This window comes from Dyella sp. 05T440, from assembly GCF_056395965.1.
Genome location: NZ_JBFTKN010000025.1, coordinates 1 through 24,716, shown reverse-complemented (window position 1 = coordinate 24,716; position 24,716 = coordinate 1). Strand labels below are relative to the sequence as shown.

Below are 24,716 nucleotides of genomic sequence, written 5' to 3'. Positions count from 1 at the left end.
TTCATCAACAGGGCGGCGTGCATCTGTCGTAACGTGCGGCGCTGCTTGCGGGGCTGTTGCTGGTTGGCGCGAAGCCAACGGACCAGCTCGGCCGCATACGGATCCAGCTGACTGGGACTCTTGCGGCGCGGATAGTGCGGGCTGRTCTCACCGCTCACCAGGTACTTGGCAATGGTGTTGCGTGACAGCTTCGTGCGTCGGGCGATCTCTCGGATCGAGATCTTGTCGCGAAGGTGCCAGCGTCGGATTACGCTCAATAGGGCCACGTCGATCACTCCCGTTACTCCCGCTCGTGTCGTGAGCGGAGGGTGGTAGGAGGTGGCTCAAAATTCGACGAAAATCACCCCGGGAAGTGGCTCAGGTTTGGATGAAACTCAACACACTGTAACTCGGGACGCGCTGATGAATTGCGTTCGTACTTCTTCGCCCAATGGACGTAACAGAAAAGTGGATTTGCAACAGCTGATATTATGGAGGCACCCTTTGCCGTCTAAGTGAAGCTCGACCCAGGTTTCGATGGGGTAAGGGGTGCCTAGTCATTTCAACGTGCCGTAAAGCTACCTAAGACTCAACCTCGCCTACCGTGATCGCCTTCGAGGCGAAGCAGACCGTCCTGTTTCTAAGCGCCTCACGCTTCGCTCTTCCAACACATGATGATCCAGTCGCGTACCGGCTGTTCATCGCCATCTCGCGCAAGAAAGTAGCTAGACGTACAGGTCTTTCGCCGACTCACATCCGGCTAGGGTCAACGAAGCAAACCTTGACCTTTTAGTTTCGGTATTAGCGCGGCAGCCAAGTCCTTGGTAGCCTGGGTGATATCATTCGCGCGCACACCTTGCGTGGTAACCGTCCATACGAGCTTCTCACTCTTGACGTCCCACACGCTGGTCTCGAGCGTGACAACTTCATATTGATGGACATCCGGGGCAGACGCCCAAGCCGAGCCATACCAGCCATAAAAGCCTCCGTAGGTCGGACCGCTCGGTGTCACATTGACTTTCTGCTCGACGCGCTGGACGCGTGTGGTGAGGACGCCATCGATGCCAATGGCTTTTAGATCATTGAGATTCAGCGGAGTGGTTCCTTGCGGAAGCTGGGCATAACTGCGTTCGGCACGGATGCCTGCTGCCTCTAGCTGCTGTGAGAACACGTCCTCGAACACGCGCTTCATCGTGTCGCCGCGAGTAATGCCGACGACCAGCACGTTGGATAGGGGCGGTCCTGCAAAGGAGGGATCCCGCCACTGATCATTGACGCTTACCGTTGAACAACCAAGCATCAGGGAAATCATGCAAGCTCCCAGCGCGATGAACGGTTTCACATCATTGCTCCTCATCTCGATGCCGGTCGCCATATCAGGGTCGAAGCATGCGCCGTGCGCGAGTCAACTAAGTGCGGGGCCCATGGAAACCTCGATCATCCGTCTGGCCATGCCTTGTCGCACGATGCCGTGCTTCTCGGCCTCACGGATAAGGGCGATGCTGTTGTGAACCCCGAACAGTCGTAGCAATGCCTGCCTATGGCATTCCACCGTGCGGGGCGATATGCCCAGAGAAGAGGCGATATCCAATGTGCGGAAGCCATCCGCCACGCAGTTGATGATTTGTGCCTGTCGACGGGATAGTCGGTGAGTTGGCGGCGGGGCGAGCATGATGGCGGTAAGGGCTCTGGGGCTTAAGTACCTATAGCCACGAACGACCGCATCTATGGCTCTGCAAAGCTCCTCGCCGGCTAGCTGCTTGATGACATAGCCATTGCATCCGGAAAGCAGCGCTTCGCGCGTGATGGCGGGCTCGCTATGCGCTGACAGAACAATGAAGGGCACCGTGGATCCCTTCTGGCGCAATTGCTGCAAAGCTTCCAGGCCACTGAGTAGCGGCAACGTGATATCGGAAACGACTAGATCGATGGTGCCCGCGAGTACGCGCTCGACCAAGGAGATTCCGTCGCGTGTGATTTCGATGGATCCAGGCATCGGCGCCAACGTGCCGGCCATTTCCTTGGCAATGCTTTGGTCTGCATCCGCGAGTAGCACCCGGAACAGGGGCATGTCACTGGTCTGAAATGAAGTGTTCTCAGTCATGGCGACATTCCTCCCTGCTACAGACCCCGTGATCGAACAGTTCAAACGAACACTGAACTTTGCAGCCCCTAGCGAAAGAGCGTCCGAGGCATCCCTTGTGCTTGAAATTCAGACGGACTGCTCACCCTTTTCTCGGGTCTCGTTAACCGTTATATCGCGTTTCGTTCCCCAGACTTCGCATCAGCAGTCGACCAGAAATCGATGCATCGATCTCCGCCAGGAAGGTCCACCAGCGAGCACTCCCGGCCCGCCCGGATATTAGAAGTGCCAGGTGTAGTTAAAACTTGGCCCGCTAATCTCTGCCTTCTTAAGAAATTTATCGCTGTCGCCTTGCTCGTATTTGATATCGCGGTAAGTAATAGCGATATCGCCCCAGTGAAACGCATAGCCCACGCCCACATTCAATTGGTAGGTGTCGTCGGAATCGCCCGTGCCGACATCAGCGTAATACGGGAAGTACCAACCCGTGCCGGCGAACGGCGTCCAGCGACCACGCACGCCGATAATGGCGTTACCGGCATGGGTCTGATTATGGAGATGGCCGCTGCCTTGCAGGATCAGAGCATCCTGGTTGTTGACCACGTTGAGGTTCCAGCTGATATTACCTTTCAACCACACATAGCGCGCGCCGAAGAGGAGGTCCGCATACCCGAGCGCGCCGTGCCCCATGGTATAGAGCCCGGCAAGCGTCACGAGGCCACCCTTCATTCCCCAGCGCGTGTCGAGGTTGGCGTCCGCCCCGAAGCGTTCACCGCCGATCGACGTGAAGCGACCCTTCTCGTTGGAGAACTTGATCCAATCGATGTCGCCGAACAGACCCCAGTTTCCCTTACGAAGATCGCCTTCGAGTAGCAATGCTCCACTGAGACTGCTCAGCGGGTCACTTTTGTTCTTGACCGTGACGTCCGGGCCACCGGGAAGCTGGTATCGCGTCTCACCCGATACGCCAGGAAGCCAACCATACGGCGTGATGCTGCCGTGCCAGTTTCCATCCCAATAGTCTTCCGACTGTGCGAAGGACGGCGGCGCAAAAAGTGCGCCTGCGCTGGACATCAAGGCGAGCCCGACCTTGAAAGCGGCGCGATCTAAAAGTGAGTCAGAACGGTCACCCATGATGACCCCTGATTGCGTCGAGCTACAGAGAAGTTCTGGAAATTAACCCGAATCCACAGCTAAATATTAGTGGACGTAAGTTATACGTAATTTTACGGAATGAACAAATATGCGCAATTCTTGAATCACGACAGGTGCCTTTGGCTTGCGTAGTTCTACAGGGCAAAAATCCATCTTTGGCCGATAGCGCTCTCAGCGGTGAAGTCGATGCTCGTCACGACGCGCGGACTGCTGGGTGGACCAGGCTACTGGGACAACTGGGTATGAGAGCAGGATGAGTGTGATGCGTTGCAATAGCGACCCGGCGGCTGCTCAGGCGAAGAGCTCTCTTGGCGCTGCTGCTTAGCCGGAGAGTGATCATGCGTGAAATCCTTACAGACGCGGTTGGACAGGTGACCGCCACCGCGAGGATGCCACTACGGGCGTGCCGGCCGCCCATCGAGCCACGCCACAGCCTCGAGCACCTCTTGCCCGACGCGCGACTGCACTTCTGCGCACGAAGAGTGCATACCGGGGCAGAGTCCCATTATTTCGCGAGTAACGCAGCTGCTACGCATGATGCGTGCACGCCAGCTCACTCCTTCAGTCAGATCAATGAGCGACACACGGCAATCGACACCATCGAATGTGATTCGGAGCCGCAACATGACGACGTCCCCTCTTGCGCCACCACCCCTCGTCGGCGCTGAGGATTGCGCGAAGGCGTAGGCCAGTCAATGCGTCGCGGAGCGGCCACCATAATGCTGACAATAGCCTTCGCCATGTCTGTGGCAATGGACTAGCTGGCCCCGGAATTCAGGGTCCCGAAACGTCCAGGCTCGTCCCAGGGAGGGCGAGTCAAGGACTGGGGCCGCGCGTGCGAAAGCATTGCAAATGCTAAATGCGGGTAGAACGTGAGCGCACAAACCTGCATGGGCTCTATGAGGTTGGGTCGAATCGGCGCTGCGCGCTATTTAGCCCGTCAACCACCTTCTGGCTGGTATAGATTACGGCTTGCGCGACGTGCAAACCGTTCTTGTCCGTAAGCTTGAACGTCGTCGCTAACCCGGCTAAGCCTTCGATGGTCTGTAAGGCAATTGACGCGTGATAAAGCGTCTGGTGAAGGTCCGCGATAAGATTACCTTTAAGGCGACCCAAAGCGGTCTGGATGTCTGCCGCGCCAGCGCCTGCACTTTTGGCAATGGTGTCCGCGAGTGCGTGCGTAAAATGCGCATCGTGGATGGCATCGCCGGCCAGCTCCCAGCACGCCTGCGCCACCCCAAGGGCACGCGACACCGCTCGTTCTAGATCGTGGTCCATGCGCTCCCCTCTCGTTGAGGAAGCATAACGATGCGGCTCCTCACATTCCATCACATAACCTTTCGGTCGCAAGAGGGCCAAAGAACAGGGCGGCGCCTTGGCACCGCCCGTCCCCCATCGGATGACCCTTTCGCTGGGGTGAAGAGCGTTTGGGGAGTCATCGTCTGTCCCGGTATCAAACCACGATCCGTGGTCGCTGGCTTGGGTAAAAGTACGGTCTCTACTTATGGATCAGCACCTTGGTTACCAGAAACTATTGGAAAGCTGCGCTTATTGGCCCAAGTCGAAGTTTGTAATATCGGTAATATCGGCACCCGAACCGAAGCGGAGATTGCCGACATCCATGGCACGTTGACCTGAGCAGCTCGTTCGGACGCCGCGGGGCGACAACGACAGGTTGCCGGGAGCCTAGGGTATGTGCAGCCCTATACCGAACGACAGACTCATTGACGTATGGACACGTCATTTTCCGCGGCGGAGGATCAATTTGGTTGTTTGTTGGAGATAGCGTGACCGGTCACGCCGTTGACGAAGAATCAATCGCTCAGCTCAGTCTGAAGAGGTCGCCAATGACGATTCTACGTGGCGTGTTCGGCCCCTACACTTACGAAGGCTCATATACCACAGCCAAGAATTCTGCAGTATGGCGCGCATTGCTTTGGCGAGAAGGCAAATTTCTAGGGGAAATTGGCGGTGAGCTACTGGATGCCTCTCACGTTGGCGTCCTCGATAGCGCGTTCATCCATGCCTTAGTACAGAGCCGCATTGCACCCCTACTCCCGCCGAAGCAGTGAGCTCCGCTGTTGCTCTATTGCGGAGAGCTCTGGCTTTGTCATTCAGCCGGTGTCTGGCAGCGTGCGGCGGGATCCATTCAAGCTGTCACCGATGACGCTTGGTGCGGCGGGCCCAGCATTTCCCGCAAAAGTTGCTTGGAAACTACCCATAGTCCGCAATCCATGACTCAAATGGGCGAAGCCTCCAGAAATTCGTCGCCACGTTTTCGATGGAATTTTCCGCCTCACCAAAGTGGTGCGCGGGACTGCGAGATACAAGTTGACGTACAGCAGCCGTCGTGAGTGTAGGGGCCGAACTCGTCACTCTGGGACCGAAGCGTTCTTTCGGAGATCTACCTAGTCCCGCCTGCGTATTTCTGCTGATACCGCGATGTCCTCGATGCGTTCGCACCGGATAGTTTCAAGATTTGTTGGCACACCAAGCTACCGGCTTCACATCATCAAAAGGAACCTACGCTCAAGATTTGCGGCGCAGCGGACGTGGGCCCGCATGTTGGGAGCGGACATGAAGCACCAATCGAGAATCTGGAATGGCCTGATAGTGGGGCTTGTCGTCAGCGTCATCGCATGGCCCCTAGGGGCCGTCGAAATCATCACCAAGCAGGACATTATCAACAACGTCGTCAAGACGGACCAATTGGTCAAGGTCGCCGACAACGCGATTTTCTTGTTAGACACATCATCGTCAACAAATAAGGACTTCGGCGATACGGACAAGCCGGTGGTCCAGGTTATGAAAAATGAACTCAAGAGCAGGAATGCCTACCTTCCTGATCTTGGCTACGAGATGGGCATCTACATCTATACCGATTGGCAGGAGCTCTATCCTGTGCAGCCGTACAACCGAGAGAAGGTTGATGCGGCGTTGAACAAAATTCCGGATCGCGGCCGTGGCATCACGCCCCTCAACACAGGCCTGAAGAAACTCGAGGGCGTCCTCAAGCCGTTGAAGGGCAGGACCGCGGTGTTCGTATTCTGGGACGGTGACTATACGGGCGACAACCCCGCCGACACCGCCAGGAGGCTGGCCAAGGAATACGACGTCTGCTTCTACGTGATCAGCAGTGCAAGGCCGTCAAGGGAAGCCACTCTCACTCAGGATGTCGCCAGCCTCAACGCGTGCTCGCGGGTCATTCCGTTGGCCAGCTTCTTCAACCAGCCCAACTTCATGAGCGGCGCGCTATTCGACGTGAAGGCAACCGAACATGTCGTCACGACCACCGATACCAAGATCGTCGGTGCCAAGGTCGACAACATCAATTTCGCCTTCAATGAAACCGAGCTTGCGGCCAAGGACAAGGCTGAGCTTGATAAGCTCGCGGAATTCATGAATGACAAGCCCAAGTCGTACGTCGTGATCGCCGGGTATACCGACAACGTTGGAACCAGGGACCACAACGAGGGCCTGTCGCGCGGTCGCGCCGAGATGGTAGCGCGCTACCTGAAGGAAAAGCACAGCATCGACGATAGCAGAATGGTGCTGTTTTGGTACGGGCCCAACAACCCACTTGTAGCCAACGACACCCCTGCAAATCAAGCTAAGAACCGCCGCGTTGAAGTGAACGTTGGGCTTGGGGAAGGATAGTCCAGGCGTAGCTTCCCGTTTTTTCCACTAGAGATGCTCGCGCGGAGATCGTCTGCGCGAGCTTCTATTTCGCATGCGATCAACGTTTCAACGAGATTCGCCTACACGGGATGGGTCCAGTTGGCCAGTCTGGAGTTGCTAAGATTTGATGGACAGGCCCTAGCATCCACGCGATTAGCTAAGGATTTCGGCCATGACTCCATAAGCACCTCACGAGTGCACGCTGGAAAGTTCTCAGGGCAATAAATTGGCCTGGCGTCGTCGCGTTGGCGATCTAGCTCACTTCTGCGTTGATCATCGGCCACGCCATGGGCGGACCCCATCCCGCTCGGCGAACCGCATGTGTGTCGTCTGTGCGAGTAGACATTGGGGCATCGCACCCATCGTCGCCGCGGAGTTTGCGATCCCAAGGACGATGTTATTGGCGTTTCCTATGCCCTCGCGGCGGTCGTGATTTCATCGATCCACCTGACCTGCCAGGGAGAAAAGGCTGCTACGGCGTCGAGACGGTGGCTGTCTCGACAGATCGCGTATGGCACGTCACCCAAAAGGCGTCCGCTCACGAAAGCGAGACCTTCGAGCGACTAGGCTTAGCCGGGCGGTGCCTCGCGTGGCGCATCCCGGAGTCATCGGTCTGCAGACTAAGGCTCACTATTGCGGGAGGAGATTCAAGATGAATCGTCATTGGTGTTTGCACTTCGCCCTGGCAGTAGCAGCGACATGCGCCACGGCTCCAGCCTGGGCGGTCGAAAAGACGTCCACGGCGAAGCCTACTGAGCAGGAGCAAGCCAAGCCCGCGGTGGATCCACAGGCTATTCATGCCATCGAAAAGATGGCCGAAAAGCTTCGCTCTTTGAAGTCCTTCACTGTCACTTCGAACACCACGACCGAGGATGTGCTCGATTCTGGGCAAAAGGTCACCTATGGCGGCACCGTGACGTACAAGGTGCGGGCTCCCGACAAGTTCTTTGCCGCGATAGACAGTGATCGCAAACAACGCAGCTTTTTCTACGACGGCTCGAAGTTCACCATCTATGCGCCGCGCTTGCATTACTACGCGCAAAAGCCGAAGACAGGTACGGTGCACGATCTGGTCGAAGAGGCGCAGGAGAAATACGACATCGAAATGCCTCTGGCGGATCTGTTCTACTGGGGCACTGACCAGGCGCCACTTTCCAATATCGAATCAGCGACCGTGATCGGTCCTTCGCATATCGACAAGGTCGAATGTGACCATCTCCTTATGCATCAGGGCAGTGTGGATTGGCAGGTGTGGATCGCGCGCGACACGTTGCTCCCGCAAAAGCTGGTCATAGCCAATCTCGACGACCCCACCCAGCCTGAGTACAGCGCCACGCTCACCTGGGACACGACGAGCCCACTATCCGACAGCGTCTTCAGCTTTACGCCGAAGCCGGACGATCACCTCATAAAGATCAATGCGGACAACCAAGCAGCCAAGGAGGCCTCGCCATGAAGTGTCGAAACAACCTCCTCGCGTCGAGCCTGTCGTGCGCCGTCATTCTGATGGCCGCCTGCATCGTTGTGGTCCCGGAAGCGCTAGCTGCTCGTGGTGGCGGCGTGCAGGGCGGTGGTACGCGCGCCTCGGCGCGATCGAGCGTCAATGCACCCCATGGCAATGCAGGTGGCGGCGGCAATATGAATCGTGGTGCCAACGTCAACGCCAACCGCAACGTCAGTGGCAATGAAAACATCAACCGAAATAGCAACGTCAATGCAAATCGCAATGTCAACGTCAACCAGAACGTCAATGTCAATCGCAACGTGAATGTCGATGTCGACAACGGCTGGGACAACCATGGCTGGAACAACCACCCTGTCGCTACAGCAGCAGCCGTCACGGCGACTGTAGCGGTCACCGCTGCCGTGGTCGGATCCGTCGTCCACTCCGTGCCACCGAGCTGCCAGACGATCGTCTCGAACGGTGTGACGTATTCGCAATGCGGATCGACTTGGTACCAGCCAAGCTATAGCGGAAGCCAGGTTTCCTACGTGGTGGTCAATCCGCCTCTCTGAAACGGAAATCTAGGCCGCCATGCGGCGAAAGTCACGGCGAGAGCCACAAAATGGCAAAACCACGGCCAACGACTTCGCCCCCATAGGGAGATGCCCACCGAAGCCATATTCAGCTCCCGATTAATGCAGAGGACGATTTGGACAACTTCCAAACGGGGCCTCGAGGGAAATGGTCATCTGCGCGGGATGTGCGCGGAGTGAAATTGGTTGCGGAAATACAACGGAGCCAGACAACGGGCAGTTAAAGCGTGCAGTTAACTGGATGACAGCATTGTCGAAAGATCAACAATCGCGAGGACGTGTCGCTGGCGGCGCCTCAAATCCCGCCGACATTTCGCATGCGGTCAAGGAGGAAATTCTCGCCGGCCGGCTCGAGCTTTCCCTCATCCGATAGACTCAAATCGATGTAGCCATATCACCTTTAGGCGCCCTTGAACTCTGCGAGGCAGGTCAGACGAGCGCAAGCTCAATGACGTCCGTTTTGATCCCGGGCAGACCTTGGAAAAAAGAGCGATTGAGGCCTTCGCACTACGATGCACCGTATCGGTGCTAAGTCTCGGGCAAGGCGGGTACAACATACACACCGTAATTGGCATCAGTAGCGGAGGTGGGCCATGCGCGTTTCAGTGATTTCGCTTTGCGGTATTGTTGCTTGGATGCTCTCGACAACAGCAACCTTTGCTCTAGAAAAGGCGCCGGTATCGACAGCTTCAGAATCTCCACCGCATTGGTCGTACAGCGGGGAGAACGGACCTAAGCACTGGGGCGATATTGCGGCCGACGATGCGGTATGTGGCAATGGCAAAAAACAATCGCCGATCAACCTCGCTACCGGCACAGCGATGGCCAGCAAGGATGGCAATTTCAAGATCAACTACGAGTCCGGTGCCGTAGCGCTATTGAACAACGGCCACACCGTACAAGTCGATGTCGCTGACGCCGCTGATACGGTCATGTTCGAAAGCACTTCCTACACGCTGGCCCAGTTTCACTTTCATGTGCCCAGCGAACACACCCTGGATGGCCAGCACTATCCGCTGGAGATCCACTTCGTGAACAAGGACGCAAGCGGCCATATCGCCGTTGTAGGCGTCCTTGTGCAAGCGGGCAAGGAAAACAAGCTGCTTGCGCCCGTTTTTAGCACGCTGCCTCTCACTACGACTCCAGCAGGGACGCATGCCGGCAATCCGGTGCAAATAGATATCGCGGCTGTGCTTCCCAAAGATCACAAAGCCTACGTCTATACGGGCTCGCTGACCACCCCGCCCTGTACCGAAGGCGTGCATTGGATCGTTCTTGCGCAGCCGGTCGAGATGTCCAGCGCTCAGATCGATGCGTTCAGGAAGATATTCCACGACAACCACCGCCCGCTACAGAAGATCAATGCCCGGGAAGTGCATCGCGAGACAGAATGACTCGGCAACCGAAGTGTTCTATGCAGATAAGAAAGCATTGGCGGCCGAACATGAGAGCTCCGACACCGCCCTGCGCACACTGGCGAAGGATCTAGTGGACACCCGACCCGATGAGCGCGACTGCTTCTGCGTCAATGCCATTGTGGAGCTGGCTCCCAGCAATCCGGAGCTGGCTGAACTCGGGCGCGCCCACATCCAGCGAATGTGCACGTTGCTGAGCAACTCATCACACGACACGGCATGCCGCGACCCTTGGCACGCGCGCTGTGACGCTGAAGACGTTGACGATGGGAAGCGCAGTGTTTCGTAAGGCCAGCATCGCCGAAGGCACTCTTAAATCCTTTCAGCGGCAGAGGCTTGGTTTGCTCGGCTTGGCTTAACTACATTTGCGCCAACTCCGAGAGGGCCGATTTGGACTGCGGCCGGTTCGATAGACACCGCCTTAAGCTAATGCCATCTTCTGCTCGAACTGTATCGGACTGATGTAGCCGATGGTCGAGTGGCGTCGTTTACTGTTGTAGAACCGTTCGATGTAATCGAAGACATCGGCTTTCGCCTCGGCCCTCGTGCGGTACACCTTGTTGTCGGTCCGTTCGGTCTTGAGCGATTTGAAGAAGCTTTCCATCGCCGAGTTGTCCCAGCAATTGCCCGAGCGGCTCATGCTGCAGGTAATGCCCAACTCGCCGAGCAGGCGTTGGAAGCGGTCGCTAGTGTATTGGCTGCCACGATCGGAGTGATGCATCACCGACTCGGGTCGTCGCCGGCGCCACACGGCCATCATCAATGCGTCGGTCACCAGCTGCGCCGTCATCTGTGACTGCATCGACCAACCGACGATGCGACGTGAGTACAGATCCAGCACGACTGCCACATACAGCCAGCCTTCGGCCGTCCACAGGTACGTGAAGTCGGCGACCCATTTCTGGTTTGGCGCGGTCGCCTGAAATTGACGATCGAGCAGATTGGGCGCGATCGCCCCACTGGGTCGTTCGCCCCGGTCGATCGGCAGACCGCGTCGCCGTGGTCGAGCGCGTAGGCCCTGGACGCGCATCAGCCGCTCGACACGATGCAGGCCACACCGATGTCCCGCTTCGAGTACATCGCGCCAGACACGGCGCGCACCGTACGTCCGATCGCTATCGAGAAAGCTCTGGCGGGCCTGCTGACCCAGCACCTCGTCATCACATTGGCGCTGACTACGTGGCCGAACAAGCCACGCATAGAACCCGCTGCGCGAGACACCGAGCGCCTCACAGATCAACGCCACCGGCCAGGCCCCTCGGTGCTTCGCCACGAAGCCGAATTTCACGTCGACTCCCTGGCGAAATAGGCCGCGGCTTTTTTCAGGATGTCACGCTCCATTTTGAGCTTGGCGACTTCCTTCTTCAGCCGCTCGATCTCCGCTTGCTCAGGCTTCATCTGCCCTTGCCCGGGAAACGCCTGCTGCGGATCGGCCACCAGCTCTCGTACCCATTTGCGCAGCACGTTCTCATGCAGCCCCAGATCACGGGCCGCCTGCGCCACCGCTACACCTCGCTCGTTAACCAGTCGCACCGCTTCAAGCTTGAACTCGCGACTGAAGGTCCTTCGTGTTCCCATAAACCACCTCCGGTTTCATCATCCCACCTAAACCCGGTGTCTGTGAAACCGGCCGCAGTCCACAATGCGAATGCCGCGCTGTGAAGGCCCGAGCCAATAAGGCATCACTGATGTATTCGTGGCCGTTGTCGCAGTGTATCGCTGGCTTGCCCCGCCACTCGATGGTTCGTTCCAGGGTGCGCTTCACGCGGTCTGAGGGCAACGACAGATCGACCTCGATCCCTAGTCCTTCTTGGTGAAGGTCGTCCAGCACGTTGAACAGGCGAAAACCGCGTCCGTCGCTAAACTGGTCGTGCAAGAAGTCCATCGACCACACCTGGTTGATCGCACCGGAAACCGCGAGCGGCTCGGTCCGCTAGGGCACGAGCCGCCTCGTCGGCTTGACCCATAGGTTCAACTCCAGCTCCCGACAGATGCGGTAGGCCCGTTTGTCGTTCCAGCCGAACCCCTTGACGTTGCGCTCTGCTCTCACATATCTGCCAACTGCGAGACGGTAGCGATTTCGGCAATAGCGGAAAGATGCCTGATCGAAGCCTGATGTTGTTGCTCGTCGTGCGCGGCACTGGCGTCTTCCAGCACAACGACCCGGTAGTCGCGATCGTGCGCGTCGCGGGCTGATGCCTCTACCGCCCATGTCGTACTCACACCAAGCAGAACCACACGTTCAACGCCTTGAGCACGCAGCAACGATTCAAGTGACGTGTTGTAGAACGCACTCACACGCGATTTGGTGACGACGAAATCCGAATTAGCGATGCGAAGCTCGGGATGGAACTCGGTTCCCCATTGTTCCAGCTCCAGCGCCCTGAATTCGTGCGCCTTGCCGAAGAACGGCGAATCCTTGGGCTGTTCATGGTAGTTGGACGCGAAGCCCACTTTCACGAGAACAACCAGCCAGCCTTTTCGGCGTGCAACTTCCATCGCCGTACTCGCCTTATCGATGATGTTGCGCGATCTCGCTTCAATAGCGACGGTCGCTCCACCGACCTTACCATTGACATCGACGATATCGTTGATCAGATCGAGAACGATAAGAGCAGTTTTCACAACTATCTTCCTGTAGAAAATGATTTGAAATAACCAAGTTGGATAGCAATGCCGTGGCATCTTTTCTTGCGACTCGCTTGCCCCGCGCATACCGTGCACCGGTATGCCGGTCTAGCCTCGCGTTCGCGTTGTGAAGTATCCGAAATGGCCATCAGAGGTTCTCCGGCTTCCTTCAATCCATCTACTTACGGGGAGCGCCGAAGGTTTGCTTGCGCAAGTAGCAAGCGGCAGGTAGTCGCTAGTCGCTCCTACGCCGCCGCTACCCACTCAGCACAACCGCTCAGGGTTTGGCGTGCGTCGCTGCTTCCTCAATCAGCGCGGCCACTTCTTTTGGATGCGACTCATAAACGGAGTGGCTTGCGCCTTGGACTTCAATGGTCGTGCTATGTGCACGTTTCGCATACATCCGCTCAAGATCCGGATTGATCATATGATCAGCCGTCGCCACTGCGTACCAGCTCGGCTTGGTTTTCCATGCCGGTGGACCAGCCGGTGAATTGAACACAGATGCCGCCGTCAATTCCTGAGCATTTGCCTCGAACTCGGCTTGCTGCGGCGGCAGATCCGCCGCGAAGTCCGACGGAAAGCGCGTGAGATCAATGTAGAGGAAGCCGTCGGCCGTCTCCCTGGTGTCCTTGGTTAGGCTGATGGCACTTGGGAAGCGCCTGCCATTGCCTGTTTCGGTTTCACCCTTATCGAGTGCATGCGCTGCGATATAGACAAGCCCCGCCACTTTCGGATCGTTGCCAACGTCGGTAATGAGCGCACCGCCGTAGCTGTGGCCAACGAGAATTGTCGGACCATCCTGCATGTCGACAATTCGCTTTACCGCGGTCACGTCGGCGCTATATGACGTGAGCGGATGCTCCGCAACGGAAACGTGATAACCGTCTTTGACCAGGATGTCATAAACCGGTTTCCAGCCGCTGCCATTAACCCATGCACCATGCACGAGCACTATGTTGTGCACGGGTGTCGCGGCCATCGCCGAACTCTGAGCAGCCATGCCTCCAAAGATAAGTGCGATGGATAACAAGATACGTTTGTTGGCTTCAAACTTCATGAGAGATAGATCATCGAGGAAATGGGGATGGTCTCGGCGCAGTGGCCGAGATCATCCCGGAGAGACGAGTGACCGCCGCAAGAGAGTTAATTGATGTGATTTTCTTCGAAAAGGCGAGCGACCATCGCGGAATCGAGATAAGCGCGCACACGCACAATAGTCTTTCCCTTGAACGAAACGACCCAGCAATAGCGGTTGTCGAACCGCATGCCGTTCTTCGCGGTCGCCATGGAATGGAGCTCCACCACGGCCTGGTCATCCTTGACGATCATATTCTCCAGCTGAAGCTGCGCTCCCTCCGGCAGAACTTTCCCGAGCTTGGCAAAAGTGCCTGCAATAAACGCTTCCTTGCTGAGATAGCGGCCAGCAAGAGGATGGGTTCCCATCACCGTCCAATCGACGTTATCGTCGACGTGCGAGAAGAACGCCGCTCCGTCTCCGCGCTCCAGGCCTTTGAACACTTCGCGGACAAATTCTGATGTAACTGTCATGGTTGTTACTCCAATGGGTTAGTTTGTTTATTCAATCTCTACTCTATTTACGTACAGCGCCCGATTCTTGACGTGCCAGCTTTGCGCCGCAAAGGCGCCCCCTCGAATCAGTGGCAACACGATATGAGCCACGCGCCGATCAGGCCATTGGCAAGCAGTGTCATTCTCGATATGTTTTGCAAATACCGGCCAAAGGACGTGACGTCTTCCACCGTCTCACCATCTCGTATAGCCGGCCATGCTGAGCTCACGCTAAGACGCGCCCAGAAATCATCGCTCGTCATCGGCACGCATAAACCTCGATTTGACGCTTCGTTTTTACGTAAACGAGTGAGTTGCGTTACCTCCTCGAATGACACCCTGCCCCGGTTTCGCAGAGCCAGCGCCCTGCACTTCGATGGCACGTGGCCCACTAACGAACATCAGGTATTTGTGGAACATATGACGATCGCCAGCGGCACCTAATGGACCATTAGACAGGTCACTACTAACTTGAGCTGCATCGAGAGACGACGATCCGCGCGACTCTCTATGCGAACCAGGAGTAGCGAAATGTCGATCAAATTGCGCAGTGGCCTGTTCACACCGGCAACACGGTCAGAACGATTCTCAAGGGCAGCGGAAACAGGGGCTGACCTACTCTTCATTGACCTCGAGGATTCGGTCGCCCACGCTGACAAAGAACGTGCGCGTGACAAGGCAATCACAGCGCTATTGATGCCCCGATCGACGCACACGGCGCAGGCCCTCCGAATCAATTCCGTTAACACGTTGATGGGTCTGATGGACCTCACCGCACTAGTTAGGAGCGGTGCGTATCCGGACGTTTTGCTCCTTCCAAAAACCGAATCGGCAGCCGAAGTGTCCCTAGTCGATGCCGTTCTTCATCAGTCGAAGGCAGACACGCGTCTCATCCCGCTTGTCGAAAGTGCAAAAGGACTTCGCGCTCTCGACGAAATCGCCGGCGCAACTGATCGCGTGATTGGCCTCATGCTGGGCGCGGCTGATCTTTCCGCCGACTTAGGTTGCAGTCCTGACGCATCGAATTTAGATGTCGCCCGAGCAGGCCTCGTCAGCGCATGCGCGATCGCTGGCATAGCGGCGATGGACTCGCCCTACTTTGACGTACGAGACGCGGCGGGACTAATCAGGGATGCGGAGAAAGCCAGAAGCATGGGCTTTACAGGCAAGGCCGCCATCCATCCCAATCAAGTCGCCGCGATCAACGCGATTTTTACTCCGTCGCCCGAAGCAATCGCTCGAGCTCACAAGGTCCTCGAGATAAACGAAAAAGGCGTCGGCACCTTGGATGGACAAATGATCGACGAGGCGATTGCGCGTCAAGCACGCCGCATCGTCGCCTCTGCTGATTTGATGTGATCACTTCTTGGAGATACGACCGTGGAAAATGTTATCCCTGCTTATAAAGCCATTGGTGACAGACGCTTCCGTGAGACATCCGGTCTCTATTGGGAGGACTTCGTACCTGGTGATGTATTCGAACATCGGCCAGGTCGAACCGTCCTCGATACGGACAATGTGTATTTCACCCTTTTGACCCTCAATGTCCAGCAAGTTCATTTCGACGCAGCGTACGCCGCAAAAACGGAATGGAAGCGACTCTTAGTCGATTCCACATTCACGTTGGCGCTCCTGACCGGCATGAGTGTGAGGACGGTTAGTGCCAAGGTTGTCGCCAACTTAGGATGGGACAAGGTCAAGGCGACGCACCCTGTTTTCGCTGGCGACACGCTGTACGCGGAAAGCACGATCTTGAGCAAACGCGTGTCGAAGAGCAGGCCCACACAAGGAATCGTGACGGTAGCGACTCGCGGAATCAATCAGTCAGGCTTCGAAGTAATGAGCTTTGAACGCACGATGCTTGTTTACCGTCGCGGCCATTCTCCGGAAGAAGCAGCGAATTACTGAGGAGATAGGCCATGAATATTAACGACATGTATAAGCAGAGGCTCGCGAGCCCTGACGAGGCAGCCGCGCGGATTCAGAGCGGCTGCAAGCTAGCCATTGGCATGGCCGTGGCGGAGCCGCCGGCGCTCCTTGCAGCCCTGGCCCAACGGGCCGAGCGCGGAGAGGTGGAAGATGTGCGGGCGTACTACTACGAATCCACGAAGATCCTTGGCGACACCATATTGCGCTATGAGCTCAATGACAGGATCCGCCCCTATTGCATGTTTGTCACGCCTGTGGACCGCGCATTGATCAAGCAAGGGGAGATGGATGGTCGCAAGGTCGTCAACTACGTACCGAGCACGTTTCATCAGGCTCCGCGGTTTCTCTCTGAACATATTGGAATTGATACGTTGGTTATGACCGTGTCTCCCATGGATGCTCATGGCTATTTCAGCCTCGGTACCGGGAATGACTATTCGAGCAGAGTTGCAAGGACTGCTCGCCAAGTCATCGTCGAGGTGAACAACCAGATGCCAAAGGTCCAAGGCGCAGGCGCACAGCTACATGTATCAGAAGTCGATGCGATCATTGAACATCATGTTCCCCTGCTTGAGCTCCCCGTAAGAATTGCTTCAAAAGAAGACGAAGTTATCGGACGACTCATCGCTGATATGGTCCCGAACGGAGCGTGTCTGCAAATGGGCGTTGGGGCGCTGCCCAACTTCGTTTGCGGTCAACTAAGCGGACACAATGACCTAGGCATCCACACCGAAGCGCTCTGCCCCGGCATGATCGATCTCATGAAGGCGGGAGTGGTTACCAATCGACGAAAGGCGATTGACGCTGGAAAAACCGTCTTTACTTTTGCGCTTGGGCAGAAGGTCATGTACGACTTCATTCACGAAAACCCGGCGATCTATAGTCAGCCCGTCGACTACGTGAACAACCCGGCCATTATCGCCCGCAATGATCACGTCGTATCGGTGAATGCCACCTTGCAAATTGACCTGACCGGCGCGTGCAATTCGGAACACATGTTAGGTCACCAGTACAGCGCATCTGGGGGCCAGCTTGACTTCGTTCGGGGCGCTTACGCGTCAAGCGGTGGAAAGTCGATCATTGCGTGCCGTTCCACGGCTGCCAAAGGCGTTGTCTCACGCATCGTCCCACGATTGGATGGCCCGGTTACGACGCCGCGGATTGACACCCACATCGTCATAACTGAATACGGTTCGGTGGATCTAAAGGGAAAATCATCTACGGAACGCGCTCTCGCACTGATCGAACTGGCAGCTCCGACGTTTCGGGAAGAACTGCGCAGCCAAGCGAAGGCGCTTCATTTGATCTAGGCGCTCAAGGACTTTCGAACTGTCGGCCACATCCACACAGTAGGTGTGCCAGCCATCGTGATGTGACCCATCGCGGGAAAGGCGTGATGAACACTGCAACAGTGATGTCAAATAGATTTTACCGTGTCGTCGATGTCGACGCGATAACACGATCCTCGCTCGTGTTGGCACCTCTTGTTCTCGCGGCAGCCGTCTCGGGAAGGGAAGTATGGCTTCAGGCTTCACTAGTCACGATTTCGGCTTACATCGCGGAAAGGCGTTCCGGTTTAGCCCCGCTTGGAGTCCTGCTACATGGATTTTCCATCGCAGCGGGGTACTTGAGCCTCTTGCTTTCATTGGCAGTCCCGGTGTTATTCGTGCTTCTCGCGGCATTCTTGGCCATGGCATCGATCTGGGTCATAGCCTACGGGAAGGAGCTTCGCACCGTAGGCAACTTCATATTTATTCCCGCCTTGTACCTGGCATGTGAGAGCGCTGAAGGTGCGGCCACCATTAACGAACTCTTGCGACGTGGACTTACATTTCTGCCGTACCTGGCGACAGCCATGATGCCGGTGCTATTGATGTCCTATGTTCCTCATAAACTCGCTCAGCACGCAAAAACGTCGTATCGGCAGCATTTTTCAAGAGTCCTGCAGCGCAAGGGACCACCCGAATTGCTCCCATATAGGGCGTCCTTGGTTGCTGTCACACTCTCGGTAGCTATTGCGGCAGCGGTCGTGGAGCTATTTCACATGCACCATGGACAATGGGTGATCTGGTCGGCAGCAAGCGTGGTGACGGGTGACGCAATCAGTGCGCGCGCAAAACTCCGCGATCGGCTCATTGGTGCCAGCGTTGGCGTGCCCATCGGAATCCTGCTCGGCATCGCACTGCCGCACGACCGATTCATCCTGGATCTCGTCGCGGTAGTGGCAGTGTTGACTCTCGTCGCCTTCCACAAATATCCGGTTGGCTTCGCTGCGCGTTGTGCCTGTGCAGCAGCCTTATTCATTATTGCTGGGCAGTCTGTTATCGCAGCGGCGCAGCGGCTTGAGAATGTGATGCTTGGCTGCACCATTGGCATTGTATTTGTCTTCGCGATTCATGCGATCACGACTATGTTTAAAGCCCGACAAGAGCCCCAGACACCTTAATACTCGGGCACGAGAAATTGCCTGGTTCAAGCCAATGCGCTATTGAGGAAATTTTTTAGGAACATCGACGTATCCCCCCGTCGCCAGGCAAGCGAGAGGCGAACCGTGGTAGTGGAGACATCCACGAGGTCGCGAAAAACGACGCCCTTGACCTGCAGCTGCTTGAGCGACGCCGGCACCAGGGACACGCCGACCTCCACAGCAACGAGATTGATGATGGAAGCAAATTGTGGCGCCACTTGTCCGATCTGTATCTCAAATCCCGCCTCGCGGCCGGCCATCATGACGGTGTCAAACAGAGCCGTGCCGATGGAACGGGGAAATAGCACGAACGATTCTGCGGCAAGTTCCCTGAGACTCAGATCCGCTTTGTTTGCCAGCGAATGTTTGGCAGGCAGCACAGCCAAAAGCGGCTCTTCGGACAATAACCGCAATTGAAGCCCGTCAATGTCTTGGAACCCCGGGTGTATGAATGCTGCGTCTAACGCGTTGTTTTGGAGCGCGGCCACCAAGCGAGCGGTGTTCGACTCTTCCATCGTGAGCTCAACGCTGCTGTAGGCACGCCTGAATCGCTGTATGGCGTCGGTCACGACGGGATTGAAGGCCGCCGAGGCAGTGAACCCGATGCGCAGGGAACCAAGTTCGCCGCGAGCAGCTCGCTGCGCAGCAAGAGTGGCTCGTTCGACCTGGTCGGGAATACCGCGCACCCGTTCATAGAAGGCGGTGCCAGCGGCCGTCAATACCACACCGTGGGGAACACGACGGAATAAAGGACTTCCGATCTCGGTTTCTAAGTCTTTGATCTGAAGACTGAGCGGTGGTTGGCCGATGCCAACACGTTCCGCACCACGCGTGACGCTGCCTTCGTCGGCAACAGCCAGGAAATAGCGAATGTGGCGCAGTTCCATGGGCGTATCTTAATCAATCGCCGATCGCCTGTCCTCGTCAACAATGGGGCTGCCCTTGCGCTCGCCAAGGGGGGGGGCATACCGGCGCAGGCGTACCCTCGATAACACGGGCTAATCGCATTCAAAGCTACTGAGAAACCGTGCGAGCAATCACCGTTAGAATCGTCCCATGATCACGTTACGTTGCACCGCCAAATTATTGAAGCGCCTTCATCAGCCGGCCAAGCTGCCAAAGCCTCCTATGCCGAGCAATCCGCTGGGTGAGTGGTACGCCGACCTCGACTTCTTCGACCGCAAGCCATTCGTGGCGCTATTGAACGCCAGTACCGGTGTAGGACTTGTACTCCCCGGACACGCTGAATTACTGAAGCATCTCCACATTCATGCCGGGCAACAGCTCTTCAAGCTCTTGCTGCACTACGATTTCAACCCGGAATGGCCTCAATGCACCGCCGAATTGGCGGCTTGGGAAGCGCCGCCGACATATGCCAACTCCAGTGATCGCAGTCTGTCGGGATCGCTGAATCGGTTCAAGCTCGAAGCTTGGCACTCCTTCGCAGACAGGAATCGTTCGCTTCCCGAAATTGCCGCCAGTTGGTGGGAGGGGATCTTCGGTCATCCTTCACTCCCCAAATCGCATCGTGGAAGCGGGCACTATCATCGCCCATTGGACTTAGTCTTGGATAAACTCGCTCCGCCCGGCACTGTGCTCATCGAGGATAGCCACAGGTGGATTCATCCCTTCGTCGCTGCCAATGACGACGCTTAAAAATGATCAGTCAGCCATTTTCAGTGCAATAGCCTTTGGATCGGTTACTACGTGACTGAGGCGACGCCCCGTGCGCAAGCCACCCTCCGCACAAACGGATCGGGTATGCACCGGATCCATGCCGGAGGAAGCTCTGCGGACGGATCTTCCCTGCCATCCTGGCTACCCTTTTTCATTGATAGGAGGACTGGTGCTGCCTGGCCGCGCTATGTGGGACGCGGATCCCGAAAGTTGCGCCCCTTCTTCTCCCTGCTCTGGATAACTTGACCTAATCGACGTCCCCCGCTTTCAGTAGCGGGACGAATTAGAGTCCAAGGTCAGGGGGGCCGAAACCTCTCAGGGCTTCACAAACCGATAGACAAAGCGATCGGTGTCGCCCTTGATGGACGGATCGAACACCTTGACCGAATGCGAATCGTCGTTGTTCGCGAGCATGGTGCTCTCCGCGTCCAGAATGAAACCGGCCGCTTCCACCTCCTTGCGCACGGATGCAGGTTCGATCCGATGCAGCGACCGGGCCTCGCTAGTGCCCGCCCCGACGGCGGCCGCATGGTCGACGATGACATACGAGCCACCAGGCTTCAGCCGCTCGTAGACGGCTCGATTGAAGTCGGCCGCCGTCGCGCCCCTGGCTTGGATCAGGTCGGTGTGCAGGTCGTGGTAGAACAAATGCAACCACAACACATCCGCCGGTTGCGTGACCTCCCGCATCGCCACGAGGTCCGCTGAGACGGCTTCGACGTTCTCCCGGCCCGACTCCTTCGCCAGCCTACGCATGTTGCCGAGCGGATCGTTTTTGAAGTGGGCGACTTCAACCGGCACGAAGCTGTAAACCCGCCCCTCCGGACCGACGATGTCGGAGAAGCTTCGGGTCCAGTCGCCATCACCCGGGTAAACGTCGATGACGATGGCGCCTGCATCGACGCCTGCGAAACGGATCAACTCGGAAAGTGTGGATTGGTCGTACATGGAAATCTCCTTTGCGATGGGGTATCTCGCGGGCGTGACCGGAGCTCCCTTGACTTCAACGGTCATCGCGATGGAGCTGACTGATAACCACGCCATGGTGATTCCGATCATGGCAGGTTGTTTGCTCGCCCGAGCCACCGCTTCTCTCTTTTGTCCTACGCCAGTCTACAAAGAATTTGCCGAGCGCCTGGTGAGAGATTTCGAGAAACAGCAACCGCTGGCTCGCGATATCTCGGAACAGGGATTGTCCGATCATCACGAACCCGATTCTCGAAGTTAACCAGTTCACGAACGGGCCTTTGCCTCTTCCCAACTCTTATAAGTCACTGGTCGGCTCTATAGGGTCAGGCGCTGGGACTCAGTGCCCCAGACGACAGGAACGTCCACCGCACTTCACCTCCGTTTCGCGGCAGATTTAGCATGGTGATTACAGGCGCGCGTCATAGACGTCCAAGGGGATAAGCGAATGACCTTCGTGATCAACCATCCGGCCCTGGTCTTAGCCGTCACCCTGGCAGGTATGTGGGTCGCCGGTCGGCTTGGTGTATGGCTGGCAAGGTGGCGAGGACCCGGCAACCCGGAGATCCGCGAAGCATTCAATATCGTTCAAGGTGCCACGTTGACGCTGCTGGCACTGATCATCGGCTTTACGTTTTCGATGGCGATTAGTCGCTACGATCAACGCAAGAATTACGAGGAGGCCGAGGCGAATGCTATCGGTACGGAGTACGTGCGTGCTGACCTGTTGCCGCCCACAGACGCGGCGAAACTCAGACCACTTCTGATCCACTATCTCGGCCAGCGGATCGAGTTCTACGAAACCACAAACCGGGATGAGCTGCCATCGATCAACGCGCGCAAGAGTGACCTTCAGGTCAAGCTGTGGAGCGCGGTGATGATTCCGGCAAATGAACACCGCGACCCGATCACTGCGCTCGTCGTAGCGGGCATGAACGATGTTCTAAATTCGGATGGCTATACGCAGGCAGCGTGGTGGAATCGCATCCCTATCTCCGCCTGGATATTGCTAGCCGCCATTGCGCTTGGAAGCAACTTGCTGGTCGGATTTGGCGCAGGAAAGCTCGCATCGCAACCAGCGCTGATGCTGGTACTCCCACTTACCATCGCCGTGGCCTTCGGCCTCATCGCGGATATTGATAGCCCTCGCGGCGGAGTCATTCGCGTCCATCCCCAAAACCTCCACGCGCTACTGACGTCTCTTACTGGCTCACATGAGTGAGCATCCGGAGCTCGTTCGGAGTGGCTACTGAGAAGCGCGCTCGTTCGGGACGGTGTGCAAGCGAGATATCCGGCCCTCGGCCGGGCTAACGTCGGCGACCAAAAGGCACGACGTGCCGAAGAGGCAAGTTTTCCATCTGCACGAGCGCATCCTGGACGGCACGCCCAAGCAAGAAAGCAAGTGAGGGGGAGACCCGACCTTCGGCCATGACATCGCCAAGCGACTGAAGAATGGCTAGGAGCTCGTCCAAGCTGTCATCTTCCAGACCAATGGCGGCCGTGCGCAATGCATGACTTGCTAGTGCCGCCTGCGCCACGGACAAGCCGTCCGTGCTGCATTCCTGAAGCGTGTCAGCCACTGCTCGAACAGTACCGTGTGGTCAGTGCTCATAAGCATGCCTCATGCGGGCGGCATAGGGAGGTCAGTGTACGCCTCTCACGGTCAGTCGCGCCTTCGAGGAGGACGTAATACCCTTGGCTACATAAGGACGCCCCTTCGTCATGGTGGCGTTGGGGCTGGGTATGGAATGTCATGAATAAGACTCTCAATTGGGCGCCGCTGCGACGGCTGCAAGATTTCCTTAACGGCTCGGCGGCGGGCGGCCTCGTGCTTATGGGAACCTCGGCGCTAGCACTGTTGGTCGCCAACTCGCCGGCCAGTGGTGCGTATTTCGCAGCCCTGGACGCGCACGTCGGCCCTATGAGCGTCTTGCACTGGATCAACGATGGCCTGATGGCCGTTTTCTTTCTTTTGGTCGGCCTGGAGATCAAGCGCGAGTTCCTCGACGGCGAGCTGGCGACCCGTCAGTTACGCGTTCTGCCGGGGCTTGCGGCGCTGGGTGGGATGGCGATACCTGCGCTTGTCTATGTCGGATTGAACTACGACCACCCGGAAGCGCTTAAGGGCTGGGCCGTGCCCTCGGCCACCGACATCGCCTTCGCCTTGGGAGTGGCCGCTTTACTCGGCTCGCGCGTGCCGACCTCCCTAAAGGCCTTCCTCGCCGCACTGGCGATCATCGATGACCTGGGTGCGGTGATCATCATCGCAATTTTCTATACGGCAGAAATCGCTACTGTGTATCTGGGGCTCGCCGCTGCGGTTCTCGCTGCGCTGGCCGTCCTCAACCGTTCGGGCGTACGGACACTGTGGCCCTATCTGGTCCTGGGAGGGATCTTGTGGTTTGCCGTATTGCGGTCGGGCGTACACGCCACGCTTGCAGGTGTCGCTCTGGCGCTCTTTATCCCGCTCAAAGATCGATCCGGTAGGTTGCCCTCCGACGGTGACTGCACGCACTCTCCGCTGGCCAAGCTTGAGCACGCCCTTCATCGGGTCGTTCCCTTCACGGTCGTTCCTCTCTTTGGCTTCGCCAACGCCGGCGTGTCATTCGGCGGCATTGCGGCGCATGAATGGATGGCGAGCACAACCTTGGGCATTGCACTGGGTCTTGCGCTTGGCAAGGTCGTGGGTGTCTTCGGCTTTGCTGGTATCGCCATACGGTCCGGCATGGCAGCCATGCCTTCGGGTGCCACATGGCGTCAGCTGCTGGGCACATCGTTGCTCTGTGGGATCGGCTTCACGATGAGTCTTTTCATTGGCATGCTCGCGTTCGCCGACCATCCTGACCTGCAAAGCGAAGTGAAGCTTGGCATCCTCATGGGGTCGCTGGTCGCAGGAATCGCAGGCTGGGCCGCCTTCGGTTTTACAAAGCGGGTCGCCACCAGTCATTGACGCTCTTGCGCGGTCATGAGCAAGGTTTATCATGTTGGCGCTCGTTGAAAACTGACCATCTCTGCTCATTGAAAATTGACCAGGGGTGGAAGCCGAGGGCGGCAGCCCCCGGCGTTGCCTAATCGTATCGATTGTCAGCTCAATTCGTCGATGGCCTCCTGGTCTTGAGTCTTGGCCTGT

22 protein-coding genes and 2 pseudogenes are annotated in these 24,716 nt (G+C 57.1%); 12 read left to right on the top strand and 12 right to left on the bottom strand.

All coding sequences use genetic code 11. From position 1 onward, the window contains the following. The 5 genes and pseudogenes from AC1DE1_RS20635 to AC1DE1_RS20615 all read right to left on the bottom strand — a co-directional run. Nucleotides 1-275, bottom strand: a pseudogene (locus AC1DE1_RS20635) (IS21 family transposase); the annotation flags it as partial. Between the two features lie 470 nt (nucleotides 276-745). Next, nucleotides 746-1,321, bottom strand: coding sequence for a DUF4136 domain-containing protein (locus AC1DE1_RS20630; RefSeq protein ID WP_477179335.1), 576 nt, complete (start codon nucleotides 1,319-1,321; stop codon nucleotides 746-748). A gap of 63 nt (nucleotides 1,322-1,384) precedes the next feature. Next, nucleotides 1,385-2,083, bottom strand: a complete 699-nt coding sequence (locus AC1DE1_RS20625) for a response regulator (RefSeq protein WP_477179334.1) — start codon at nucleotides 2,081-2,083, stop codon at nucleotides 1,385-1,387. A 258-nt stretch (nucleotides 2,084-2,341) separates the two neighbouring features. Beyond that, complete coding sequence (locus AC1DE1_RS20620) at nucleotides 2,342-3,196, bottom strand: hypothetical protein (protein WP_477179333.1); 855 nt, start codon at nucleotides 3,194-3,196, stop codon at nucleotides 2,342-2,344. 918 nt (nucleotides 3,197-4,114) lie between these two features. Next, the gene (locus AC1DE1_RS20615; protein ID WP_477179332.1) at nucleotides 4,115-4,495 is read right to left on the bottom strand and encodes a hypothetical protein; all 381 of its coding nucleotides are present in this window, start codon (nucleotides 4,493-4,495) and stop codon (nucleotides 4,115-4,117) included. Between the two features lie 1,299 nt (nucleotides 4,496-5,794). Here AC1DE1_RS20615 and AC1DE1_RS20610 point away from each other — a divergent pair. From AC1DE1_RS20610 to AC1DE1_RS20595, 4 genes are all read left to right on the top strand, one after another. Continuing rightward, the gene (locus tag AC1DE1_RS20610; RefSeq protein ID WP_477179331.1) at nucleotides 5,795-6,874 is read left to right on the top strand and encodes an OmpA family protein; all 1,080 of its coding nucleotides are present in this window, start codon (nucleotides 5,795-5,797) and stop codon (nucleotides 6,872-6,874) included. A gap of 673 nt (nucleotides 6,875-7,547) precedes the next feature. Then, nucleotides 7,548-8,351, top strand: coding sequence for a DUF2092 domain-containing protein (locus AC1DE1_RS20605; RefSeq protein ID WP_477179330.1), 804 nt, complete (start codon nucleotides 7,548-7,550; stop codon nucleotides 8,349-8,351). Continuing rightward, on the top strand, nucleotides 8,348-8,911 hold the full coding sequence (locus AC1DE1_RS20600) for a hypothetical protein (protein WP_477179329.1): 564 nt from the start codon (nucleotides 8,348-8,350) through the stop codon (nucleotides 8,909-8,911). The genes AC1DE1_RS20605 and AC1DE1_RS20600 overlap by 4 nt, the downstream gene beginning before the upstream one ends. 614 nt (nucleotides 8,912-9,525) lie before the next feature. Beyond that, a complete protein-coding gene (locus tag AC1DE1_RS20595) occupies nucleotides 9,526-10,326 on the top strand; it encodes a carbonic anhydrase (RefSeq protein ID WP_477179328.1) in 801 nt (266 codons plus the stop codon). A gap of 442 nt (nucleotides 10,327-10,768) precedes the next feature. On the opposite strand, the gene AC1DE1_RS20590 is transcribed toward AC1DE1_RS20595, so the two are convergent. The 5 genes and pseudogenes from AC1DE1_RS20590 to AC1DE1_RS20570 form a co-directional block, all read right to left on the bottom strand. Then, nucleotides 10,769-11,925 (bottom strand): IS3 family transposase gene (locus AC1DE1_RS20590; RefSeq protein WP_477179327.1). Its coding sequence is split into 2 segments (ribosomal slippage): nucleotides 10,769-11,664 and nucleotides 11,664-11,925, totalling 1,158 coding nucleotides; the frame shifts between segments, so codons are not numbered across the junction. Between the two features lie 85 nt (nucleotides 11,926-12,010). Then, nucleotides 12,011-12,385, bottom strand: a pseudogene (locus AC1DE1_RS20585) (DDE-type integrase/transposase/recombinase); the annotation flags it as partial. An 8-nt stretch (nucleotides 12,386-12,393) separates the two neighbouring features. Beyond that, nucleotides 12,394-12,972, bottom strand: coding sequence for a cysteine hydrolase family protein (locus AC1DE1_RS20580; RefSeq protein ID WP_477179326.1), 579 nt, complete (start codon nucleotides 12,970-12,972; stop codon nucleotides 12,394-12,396). Between the two features lie 280 nt (nucleotides 12,973-13,252). After that, nucleotides 13,253-14,035, bottom strand: a complete 783-nt coding sequence (locus AC1DE1_RS20575) for an alpha/beta hydrolase (RefSeq protein ID WP_477179325.1) — start codon at nucleotides 14,033-14,035, stop codon at nucleotides 13,253-13,255. An 86-nt stretch (nucleotides 14,036-14,121) separates the two neighbouring features. Continuing rightward, nucleotides 14,122-14,526, bottom strand: coding sequence for a nuclear transport factor 2 family protein (locus AC1DE1_RS20570; protein ID WP_477179324.1), 405 nt, complete (start codon nucleotides 14,524-14,526; stop codon nucleotides 14,122-14,124). Between the two features lie 552 nt (nucleotides 14,527-15,078). On the opposite strand from AC1DE1_RS20570, the gene AC1DE1_RS20565 reads away from it, so the two are divergent. The 4 genes from AC1DE1_RS20565 to AC1DE1_RS20550 all read left to right on the top strand — a co-directional run bounded on the left by AC1DE1_RS20565 (nucleotide 15,079) and on the right by AC1DE1_RS20550 (nucleotide 18,922). Continuing rightward, a complete protein-coding gene (locus AC1DE1_RS20565) occupies nucleotides 15,079-15,906 on the top strand; it encodes an aldolase/citrate lyase family protein (protein WP_477179323.1) in 828 nt (275 codons plus the stop codon). A gap of 21 nt (nucleotides 15,907-15,927) precedes the next feature. Then, nucleotides 15,928-16,455 (top strand): (R)-specific enoyl-CoA hydratase RipB/Ich, encoded by a 528-nt coding sequence (ripB, locus tag AC1DE1_RS20560; protein ID WP_477179322.1) that lies wholly within the window; start codon nucleotides 15,928-15,930, stop codon nucleotides 16,453-16,455. An 11-nt stretch (nucleotides 16,456-16,466) separates the two neighbouring features. Beyond that, a complete protein-coding gene (locus AC1DE1_RS20555) occupies nucleotides 16,467-17,786 on the top strand; it encodes an acetyl-CoA hydrolase/transferase family protein (protein ID WP_477179321.1) in 1,320 nt (439 codons plus the stop codon). Nucleotides 17,787-17,872: 86 nt separating this feature from the next. Further along, nucleotides 17,873-18,922, top strand: coding sequence for an FUSC family protein (locus tag AC1DE1_RS20550; protein ID WP_477179320.1), 1,050 nt, complete (start codon nucleotides 17,873-17,875; stop codon nucleotides 18,920-18,922). Between the two features lie 26 nt (nucleotides 18,923-18,948). Here the strand turns inward: AC1DE1_RS20550 and AC1DE1_RS20545 are convergent, their stop codons facing one another. Then, entirely contained in the window at nucleotides 18,949-19,830 is an 882-nt protein-coding gene (locus tag AC1DE1_RS20545) for a LysR family transcriptional regulator (protein WP_477179319.1), read from the bottom strand. A 169-nt stretch (nucleotides 19,831-19,999) separates the two neighbouring features. Here AC1DE1_RS20545 and AC1DE1_RS20540 point away from each other — a divergent pair, with 169 nt between their 5' ends. Further along, on the top strand, nucleotides 20,000-20,599 hold the full coding sequence (locus tag AC1DE1_RS20540) for a DUF6933 domain-containing protein (RefSeq protein ID WP_477164874.1): 600 nt from the start codon (nucleotides 20,000-20,002) through the stop codon (nucleotides 20,597-20,599). A gap of 336 nt (nucleotides 20,600-20,935) precedes the next feature. Here AC1DE1_RS20540 and AC1DE1_RS20535 read toward each other — a convergent pair whose 3' ends face one another. Further along, the gene (locus AC1DE1_RS20535; protein ID WP_477164873.1) at nucleotides 20,936-21,568 is read right to left on the bottom strand and encodes a class I SAM-dependent methyltransferase; all 633 of its coding nucleotides are present in this window, start codon (nucleotides 21,566-21,568) and stop codon (nucleotides 20,936-20,938) included. Here AC1DE1_RS20535 and AC1DE1_RS20530 point away from each other — a divergent pair. The 3 genes from AC1DE1_RS20530 to nhaA all read left to right on the top strand — a co-directional run bounded on the left by AC1DE1_RS20530 (nucleotide 21,567) and on the right by nhaA (nucleotide 24,536). Beyond that, on the top strand, nucleotides 21,567-21,848 hold the full coding sequence (locus AC1DE1_RS20530) for a chloride channel protein (RefSeq protein ID WP_477164872.1): 282 nt from the start codon (nucleotides 21,567-21,569) through the stop codon (nucleotides 21,846-21,848). The genes AC1DE1_RS20535 and AC1DE1_RS20530 overlap by 2 nt on opposite strands. A gap of 186 nt (nucleotides 21,849-22,034) precedes the next feature. Further along, nucleotides 22,035-22,808 (top strand): bestrophin-like domain, encoded by a 774-nt coding sequence (locus AC1DE1_RS20525; RefSeq protein ID WP_477164871.1) that lies wholly within the window; start codon nucleotides 22,035-22,037, stop codon nucleotides 22,806-22,808. Nucleotides 22,809-23,339: 531 nt separating this feature from the next. Further along, nucleotides 23,340-24,536: a Na+/H+ antiporter NhaA gene (gene nhaA, locus AC1DE1_RS20520; protein ID WP_477164870.1), complete on the top strand. Its 1,197-nt coding sequence runs from the start codon at nucleotides 23,340-23,342 to the stop codon at nucleotides 24,534-24,536. Nucleotides 24,537-24,716 lie beyond the last annotated feature (180 nt).

Bases quoted from the DNA above. Each gene is read 5' to 3' on its own strand.
- AC1DE1_RS20625 (WP_477179334.1), bottom strand. From the start codon at position 2,083: ATGACTGAGAACACTTCATTTCAGACCAGTGACATGCCCCTGTTCCGG.
- AC1DE1_RS20620 (WP_477179333.1), bottom strand. From the start codon at position 3,196: ATGGGTGACCGTTCTGACTCACTTTTAGATCGCGCCGCTTTCAAGGTC.
- AC1DE1_RS20615 (WP_477179332.1), bottom strand. From the start codon at position 4,495: ATGGACCACGATCTAGAACGAGCGGTGTCGCGTGCCCTTGGGGTGGCG.
- AC1DE1_RS20610 (WP_477179331.1), top strand. From the start codon at position 5,795: ATGAAGCACCAATCGAGAATCTGGAATGGCCTGATAGTGGGGCTTGTC.
- AC1DE1_RS20605 (WP_477179330.1), top strand. From the start codon at position 7,548: ATGAATCGTCATTGGTGTTTGCACTTCGCCCTGGCAGTAGCAGCGACA.
- AC1DE1_RS20600 (WP_477179329.1), top strand. From the start codon at position 8,348: ATGAAGTGTCGAAACAACCTCCTCGCGTCGAGCCTGTCGTGCGCCGTC.
- AC1DE1_RS20595 (WP_477179328.1), top strand. From the start codon at position 9,526: ATGCGCGTTTCAGTGATTTCGCTTTGCGGTATTGTTGCTTGGATGCTC.
- AC1DE1_RS20575 (WP_477179325.1), bottom strand. From the start codon at position 14,035: ATGAAGTTTGAAGCCAACAAACGTATCTTGTTATCCATCGCACTTATC.
- AC1DE1_RS20570 (WP_477179324.1), bottom strand. From the start codon at position 14,526: ATGACAGTTACATCAGAATTTGTCCGCGAAGTGTTCAAAGGCCTGGAG.
- AC1DE1_RS20565 (WP_477179323.1), top strand. From the start codon at position 15,079: ATGTCGATCAAATTGCGCAGTGGCCTGTTCACACCGGCAACACGGTCA.
- AC1DE1_RS20555 (WP_477179321.1), top strand. From the start codon at position 16,467: ATGAATATTAACGACATGTATAAGCAGAGGCTCGCGAGCCCTGACGAG.
- AC1DE1_RS20550 (WP_477179320.1), top strand. From the start codon at position 17,873: ATGAACACTGCAACAGTGATGTCAAATAGATTTTACCGTGTCGTCGAT.
- AC1DE1_RS20545 (WP_477179319.1), bottom strand. From the start codon at position 19,830: ATGGAACTGCGCCACATTCGCTATTTCCTGGCTGTTGCCGACGAAGGC.
- AC1DE1_RS20540 (WP_477164874.1), top strand. From the start codon at position 20,000: ATGATCACGTTACGTTGCACCGCCAAATTATTGAAGCGCCTTCATCAG.
- AC1DE1_RS20530 (WP_477164872.1), top strand. From the start codon at position 21,567: ATGGAAATCTCCTTTGCGATGGGGTATCTCGCGGGCGTGACCGGAGCT.
- AC1DE1_RS20535 (WP_477164873.1), bottom strand. From the start codon at position 21,568: ATGTACGACCAATCCACACTTTCCGAGTTGATCCGTTTCGCAGGCGTC.
- AC1DE1_RS20525 (WP_477164871.1), top strand. From the start codon at position 22,035: ATGACCTTCGTGATCAACCATCCGGCCCTGGTCTTAGCCGTCACCCTG.
- nhaA (WP_477164870.1), top strand. From the start codon at position 23,340: ATGAATAAGACTCTCAATTGGGCGCCGCTGCGACGGCTGCAAGATTTC.